The organism is Nostoc sp. (assembly GCF_036919675.1).
Taxonomy (GTDB): domain Bacteria; phylum Cyanobacteriota; class Cyanobacteriia; order Cyanobacteriales; family Nostocaceae; genus Nostoc.
The window spans coordinates 1-7,216 of sequence record NZ_JBALCP010000052.1; the positions used below are offsets into that span (position 1 = coordinate 1).

Consider the following 7,216-nt stretch of genomic DNA (forward strand, 5'->3'; position numbering starts at 1 on the left):
AGTTTTGAACTTCTAAATCGAGTTTTGAACTTCTAAATCGAGTTTTGAACTTCTAAATCGAGTTTTGAACTTCTAAATCGAGTTTTGAACTTCTAAATCGAGTTTTGAACTCCAAAATCGAGTTTTGAACTTCTAAATTTATTAATCTCAACAAATTTCAGCAAATATACCTGCATTTATCTTGTGTACCATCTTTAAAAGTTCTGTAGCTTCACTCAGGCTGGTGCATCCGCTAATTGCGTATTTTATGGTATATAAAGAATTCAGTGTAAAACACTATTAGAGTTCTCTATATTAAATTAATCCAAAAAGGAAAACTTTATGACGCAACGGAGACGAAACTCGTTTGCACTGACTAAAGCAGAACGACGCATTGAAGGATTACAGACGATTAACGCTGACTTAGACTTTGGCAATGGGTTGTCAATAGCTACTTATAATACCATGATTCATGAGCTACGAGAGAAGCTAGCTGCCCATAATCAAACACGAACAATTATGGATAAGACGCAGAATGCATTAGAAGAAGCAGAACGTGGGTTGAATACTTATTCTGAGCAGATGCTGCTGAGTGTTGCATCTCGCTATGGCAAAAATAGTGATGAGTATGGGATGGCTGGTGGAACACGCAAGTCAGATTATCGACGGAAAGCACGCGCGGTAGTTAACCAAATGATCAAGCTTGCAGAGTGATTGTCTGAATAAACATTGATTTGGCTCAACACAAGTAGCCTATACGCTTTGTTTAAGGTGAGGAGAAGAGTGAGGGTTTACTACAAGCCGCTTTTCTTCTCTACCAGAGGCTGCACCAACGAGATACTGCGCGATACCCTTCGGGTTCGGTAACTTTGAAGCTATCAACTGTTTTGAACCATCCAAACTAAAAAGCCGAGAATTTGTTCCACGGGTGGGAGAGGATAATCCATCAAATCGATGGTGACTATATTATCTTCCAGCTTTAGGAATCGCCATTGTGTACCACTGCTAATAGAACCATAGATTACGGCAACTGGACGATTTTTGGCGGCGTTGAATCTTTGTGCTGCAACCATTTCTGCAATACATTGTCCAAACCCTGTTCTTAAATCAGCTTTTTTTGCTGACAAAATCACAATGCATGGTGCTTCAATTTCTAGCACTTCTGGCGAATGACTCAAAAGGAAATCACACATTCCATTAAGTCCAACTGCCTCATCAACTGTAAAATCTTCCCCAGAGAATAAGCTAATTTGGCGATTTAATATCCGTCTAACTTCTAATAATACTGGGTAAATAATTCCTTCAGAACGGGCTTTTTCACTAGCTGAAGAAGCAAGTGGCAGACTTTCTTCAAGATATGCCGTCAGTGTAGCAGATGCTTCAATTGGTTCAGTGGCAGGAATAAATCGCCCACCTTCCTGTGTTTTTAACCCGAAAGCTTCTTTAACTTTACTGATAGTTGTAAACTGACTATAAGGCATAATTGGTAGAAATCATAGGTCGTAGCCGATTGCATTGGCTGTAGGGCAACAAAACTATTTTGTCACACATTTGATTATGAGGTGATATCATACTGCGATGATTGATCTGATGCGTTCCACCTTGCGACAAAAGACCCTAACATCTATTGAAGTGTTAGAAGTTATCTATTTACAATCTGCCCTTGAAGAGTTTGGACATAAGCGTAGTTCATCGTAGACATCGCTTTTTTCTACATTAATGGTTGTGAATTAGTAAACCTATTATAGAGAAAGCCTGTTTGTGATAATTACTCACAAACAGACTTGACTTTTTCTAGTCTTTTAATTAAGCTTGCTCCCAAAGCTCACTGATCCGGTCAGGAAGCAAGCCAGCAATTTCCTGAATCCGCTCTTGGGAAAGTTGGTCTTTGGTGGCAGAAAACACCGCTTTAATTGCCTGCTCTACCTCGACTGTTCCTGGGAGTCCTCCTTCATTAGCAACCCGCCTGATAAATAGATTGGAATCAATTCCAAGGGGAGCCGGGCCTGTTAAAGGTTGACGGATTCGACTTAAAAATTTCACAATGGGATTGGTGTCTTTCCAGAGGTCAGCTACTTCAAACTGGAGTGCTTTCTCATCAGTAGGTATAGCCTCTGTATGCAGTTCTGCCTCGACGCGATCAATTGTGTCCGTGGTCATTAAGTCGCGCATAACGCGAAATACAACTTCGGAAAAGTCTCTGGCGTCATAGGGGTCTGCAAATCCGGCTTTGACCTGGACTTTTTCTAGAAACGAACGATGTTCGTCGGGGATTACAGATCGAGAATCTTCAATCTCCGTTGGGTCAATTTCTGGAACATTTGTTCTAAATGATTCATCAGGCATTGTTTTTTCTTGTGCTTCTTAATATTGAGTGTTTATGCTTACTTTATGTAAGGTCGCACAAATCAAAAACCCTTAGCATCATCCAGAAGTTTGAAATACCATCTATTCAAAAGTTAGAAATTCATCTGACCTGTTCACAGTAGCAAAGTCATACTTAAGGGTAAGCGATTTCCATTCATTGAGTAGAGCAATACTCCTGGTGTTCTTGCCCGTCGTAGACATCACTCATCTGTGTCGAAAAACAGTCAGAATAGATGAGTTGGTATAAAATCAGCCGAAACAAAGATGGTAGAAACGACAAACATCGAAATTAACACCACAAAAGTCAAAGTACCTAACAATGGCTTAGAAATCGATGCTTATTTAGCTCAACCAGCACAAAAGGTTCCCTTTTGTGCAGTTATAGTTTTTCCAGAAATTTTTGGAATCAACAGTAATATTCGAGATATCACTGAACTAATAGCTAAACAAGGTTATGTAGCAATAGCACCTGCGCTGTATCAACGTATTGCTCCCGATTTTGAGGCTGACTTTAGCCCAGAAGATGCTGGCTATAGCCCAGAATCATATCGGCTTGGCTTGCAATACTATCAACAAGTAAAGTATCAAGAGATATTCAGCGATATTCAAGCTGCGTAGGCGTAGCCCGTCGTAGACATCGCTTACCTAAAAACTTTACCCAATGTCAAAGATGATGCGATCGGGGCTATTGGTTTCTGTTTTGGTGGTCATGTTGCTTACATGGCTGCAACTTTACCCGATATCAAAGCAACAGCTTCCTTCTACGGTGGTGGGATTACCACTGCTAGTTATGGTGAAGACACTCCAACCATTAATCGTACCTCGGAAATTAAAGGTACTATTTATGCATTTTTTGGTACAAGAGATGCGTTAGTTTCACAAGAGGAAAACAAACAAATTGAGGCAGAATTAAAGAAACGTAATATAAATCATCGTGTATTCCGATACGATGCCGGACACGGATTCTTCGCCGGATTCTTCAAAGATAAGTACCCATTCTTAGAGCAGAACCCAAGTTACAATCCCGAAGCTGCTCCTGATGCTTGGAAGCATGTTCTAGAACTGTTTCAAAATAACTTGTGATCTGATTTCAGGCTAATCAACCTTTCTCCAAAAATGTTCGTAGTCAGGACTTCAGTGCTGATTTTGTTCGCGTAGCGGATTGTAGAGACGACTTTAGGGACTTCCAGTTAAAAAAACATCCATCGTAGGGGCGCAAGGCCTTGCGCCCCTACAGTTAGCTTTAACCTTTTGAGTTTTTAAGCAGTAATTGACAACCACATGAAAACGGATTTGGGCTTTCTGTGCGATCGTCCACAAGCACTTCAATGGTCAGCTTACTGTTGTAAATCAATTCGTCATAATCCATCAATGCATCCCATTTGATTTTGCCAGTCGGGAAGCCTAGCTGTGAAGTTGAATCAGCTATTAACTCTTGCCATTTCTGAATCTCTGGATCTTGCGATTTGCAGTAATCGAGAATGGCAATAAATGCACCAGGCTTGGTAACTCGTAGCATTTCCTTAAGAGCAAGAACTGGATCATCAACGACACAGAGGGTGAATCCCGACGCTGCTGCATCAAAGCTATTATCAGGAAAATCAAGATTGCAAAGATTCGATACCTTGAAGGTGATGTCTGCGGATACACGCTTTTTACGTGCTTCATCCATCATCTTATGAGAAAGATCAACACCGACGACATGCACGCCTTCAGGGTAGGCTGAAAGATTAAGACCTGTTCCTACCGCAGCATCTAGTACGGTTTGTCCTGGCTTCAGCTGCAAAGAAGCGATTAGAGGTTCGCGCTCGATATGCCAGTAACGCTTCATAATTGCGTCATAATCCACTGCGCCTTGATCGTAAGTTTCAATCACCTGATTTATCTGCATAGGTTCCTTAACAAATAGGACTACTGGTTTTAACTATCTATTAAGTCGTATAATATGTTAATATATAAATATTGTATTACGTAACAAAACTTAGACAAGTGGACTGAATAATTCGTAATTATTAATTCATAATTAATAATTAATTCCTTAAGGCCCAAGCCCCTTAATTTATTAATGAAAATAAATAAACAGTTATCATTATTCAAACCCCCACCTTCCCTACGGGACGCGTAAGCGTTCAGGTGTGGGGTAATAATTACGAATTACGAATTAGAAATTACGAATGATTTTGACTTTTGTCTTGTGGTACTAGTATTAAGTTAAACCACTCCATGAACTTTTAGCTGTAGAGGAACCTGAATGATAAACTCAGTTCCTTCTCCAAAGGTTGAGAAGCACTCCAGTTTACCGCCATGTTTTTCCGTAACAATTTGGTAGCTGATTGACATACCCATTCCGGTTCCTTTACCTATGGGTTTGGTAGTGAAAAAGGGATCGAATATTCGTTGCTGAAATTCTTTGGAAATACCGACTCCGTTATCAGCGATCGCTACTTCTAACCACGTTGAATTAACTACCGATGTGCGAATCTTAATTCGACTGGGATTGTCCTTGATATTCTCATAGGTAAGCTTGGCATTATTTTCTTCTAACGCATCAATGGCATTCACTAAAATATTCATAAACACCTGGTTGAGTTGTCCGGCATAGCATTCTACTAGGGGTACAGTGCCGTAGTCTTTGATCACCTCAATTTCCGGTTGTTCTGGTTTAGCTTTCAGGCGATGTTGCAAAATCATCAAGGTACTGTCAATGCCCTCATGAATATCAACGCTTTTGAATTCTGCTTCGTCGATGCGGGAGAAGTTTCGCAGCGACAGGACAATTTGGCGAATGCGATCGGTGCCCACTTTCATGGAAGACAACATTTTTGGCAAGTCTTCCTGCAAAAACTCCAGATCCATGTCTTCAGCAGCAGTTTGAATTTCAGGGGCAGGGTTGGAATCATACTGCTGATACAACTGCACAAATGCTAATAAATCCTGGGTATATTCCTGCACATAGACAAGGTTGCCATGAATAAAGTTGACTGGATTATTAATTTCGTGTGCGACTCCAGCAACTAGTTGTCCCAGACTAGACATTTTTTCACTTTGAATAACTTGAGCTTGAGTGCGCTGCAATTCCCCTAATGCATTTTTGAGTTCAGTGGTGCGATCTTCTACCCGGTCTTCTAATTCTTCCTTGCTTTTTTCTAAGGCAGTAAACGATTCGTGCAGTTGTCCTGCCATGTGGTTGAAAGAGTTGGAAAGGGTATTAAGTTCTCGAACAACGCTAGTTTCTACTCTCTGATCTAAATTGCCAGATGCCATTGCCTCACTTGCACAATTTAGGCGCAGAATCGGGCGGACAATCCAATGGGAGGTAAACACGCCCATCACCGAGGCAAAGACCAATGCACCAAAACAAAGTGCGATCGTAGTGCGCGTGTTGGCGTTAATTTGCTCCATAAATGTGTTTTCTGGCACAGTCACTACCATCAGCCAATTCAAGCCATACTTGTCACGCCAAGGTAGGACATCGACAAAATGCCGTTTTCCTTGTATGTCAAGTTGAAAATCTGTGTCTTTGGTGATAGACCCAAACCCGGAGGTTTGGAGGTGTTTGGCAATGTTCTGTATAATTGGGTCAGAACTGTCGATCGCCCGCAATCGCCGGATCTCTTGATTGACGAGGACAAAAGGCTTCTCTGTACCAGAACTGGCGATTAATGTGCCATCCCGCTCTAAAAGGAACACCTGCCCAGACTTACTAATATTTAAACTGCGTAAAAAATCGCTGAGTTTGAGCAGGTGAATATCCGTTGCAATCATTCCTAGTAAGCGATTTTGCGAATCATAGATCGGACGACTGGCAGAGGCGGTGATGTAGGGGCCCGTTGGAAGATTTGCAGTTACAATCTTTCCCCAAATAGGTTTACCAGCAGCGATGGATTGGGTATACCAAGATTCACTGAAATTGTCCCAATTCCATCGAGCACTGACCTGAGTTCGATTACCTTGATTATCTGTGGCATAGGTGGAAGTATTATTGGGAAGCTTGGCAGTCCAATCATCAATCGTGATTGTCTTGCCATCATAACGAGCGGCTCCCATCCCCTCACCCGTTGTTAGTCCAATACCAATATAAGTCAAGTCATAAGCCTGCATCTGATCCCAGAAATACTTGCCAAGGGTTTTGCGATCGCGCACATCTAAAATTCCCCTCCCAATGGCATCTGCGTTGATTTGATTAAGGGTTTGCGGTATGGAAAGATAAGACTTAAGGTGTTCATCCACTACATCAGTGGTACGATCTATCAACTGTTCTGCTAGGTCGTTAACTGCTCTTTGTCCATTTTTAAAGGACAAATAACCCACTAAACTGACTGCTGCAAAAATTTGGATAACGAAGGGAACAACAAGAACAATCTGTAATGGAAACGCTTTACCTTTACTGGGATAGTGAGTCTTCATTGCTGGAAACTGGAATTTGTGCTAATTTGATTTACTTTTATAGTTCCCAAGATGCCTACATACTCATCTTTGTTTAAATTTTTTTGTCAGTACCTTATGCAAATTTAGTGCGATCGCATTTACTTAAGAGGTTCCACAAACTGGTTTCTTCGCCGCTAATTTTGCCTTAACTTGTAGGGTGCATTGTCGCAAAGCACGATAATATTACTTTGCATCTATGCAATTATTTGGGCTTGACAAAATTTTGAGTAATATAGTGCTTCTCAATTGAGTCGAATACAGACCTAACCCCCAACCGCTTCCCTACAAGGGAAGGGGAGTAAGATTTAAAAGAGAGGTCAAAGTGTATTGCATACAAAGGAAAAGCGCTATAGAACCCATTTGGGATCTGGTGTACCGGGAGATTAAAAGTATTTTTTATTACTTATGTACTCAAGCAGTTTAACAGATGAAGAGTGGTCAA

At 41.1% G+C, this 7,216-nt stretch carries 5 protein-coding genes and 1 pseudogene; 2 read left to right on the plus strand and 4 right to left on the minus strand.

From position 1 onward, the window contains the following. The first annotated feature begins 321 nt into the window (after positions 1 to 321). On the plus strand, positions 322 to 693 hold the full coding sequence (locus V7K49_RS10070; protein ID WP_335205435.1) for a hypothetical protein: 372 nt from the start codon (positions 322 to 324) through the stop codon (positions 691 to 693). 164 nt (positions 694 to 857) lie between these two features. Here the strand turns inward: V7K49_RS10070 and V7K49_RS10075 are convergent, their stop codons facing one another. Both V7K49_RS10075 and V7K49_RS10080 read right to left on the minus strand, forming a co-directional pair. Beyond that, positions 858 to 1,460 (minus strand): hypothetical protein, encoded by a 603-nt coding sequence (locus V7K49_RS10075; RefSeq protein ID WP_335205436.1) that lies wholly within the window; start codon positions 1,458 to 1,460, stop codon positions 858 to 860. A gap of 325 nt (positions 1,461 to 1,785) precedes the next feature. Then, on the minus strand, positions 1,786 to 2,325 hold the full coding sequence (locus V7K49_RS10080) for a DUF2267 domain-containing protein (RefSeq protein WP_335205437.1): 540 nt from the start codon (positions 2,323 to 2,325) through the stop codon (positions 1,786 to 1,788). A gap of 285 nt (positions 2,326 to 2,610) precedes the next feature. On the opposite strand from V7K49_RS10080, the pseudogene V7K49_RS10085 reads away from it, so the two are divergent. Beyond that, a pseudogene (locus V7K49_RS10085) lies at positions 2,611 to 3,429 on the plus strand (dienelactone hydrolase family protein). A 160-nt stretch (positions 3,430 to 3,589) separates the two neighbouring features. Here the strand turns inward: V7K49_RS10085 and V7K49_RS10090 are convergent. Together V7K49_RS10090 and V7K49_RS10095 are read right to left on the minus strand one after the other, a co-directional pair. Further along, positions 3,590 to 4,237, minus strand: a complete 648-nt coding sequence (locus V7K49_RS10090) for a class I SAM-dependent methyltransferase (RefSeq protein WP_335205438.1) — start codon at positions 4,235 to 4,237, stop codon at positions 3,590 to 3,592. A 320-nt stretch (positions 4,238 to 4,557) separates the two neighbouring features. Then, complete coding sequence (locus tag V7K49_RS10095) at positions 4,558 to 6,753, minus strand: sensor histidine kinase (protein WP_335205439.1); 2,196 nt, start codon at positions 6,751 to 6,753, stop codon at positions 4,558 to 4,560. Positions 6,754 to 7,216: the final 463 nt, after the last annotated feature.

Excerpts from the sequence above, each read along its gene's own strand:
- V7K49_RS10070 (WP_335205435.1), top strand. The coding sequence starts at position 322 with ATGACGCAACGGAGACGAAACTCGTTTGCACTGACTAAAGCAGAACGA.
- V7K49_RS10075 (WP_335205436.1), bottom strand. The coding sequence starts at position 1,460 with ATGCCTTATAGTCAGTTTACAACTATCAGTAAAGTTAAAGAAGCTTTC.
- V7K49_RS10080 (WP_335205437.1), bottom strand. The coding sequence starts at position 2,325 with ATGCCTGATGAATCATTTAGAACAAATGTTCCAGAAATTGACCCAACG.
- V7K49_RS10090 (WP_335205438.1), bottom strand. The coding sequence starts at position 4,237 with ATGCAGATAAATCAGGTGATTGAAACTTACGATCAAGGCGCAGTGGAT.
- V7K49_RS10095 (WP_335205439.1), bottom strand. The coding sequence starts at position 6,753 with ATGAAGACTCACTATCCCAGTAAAGGTAAAGCGTTTCCATTACAGATT.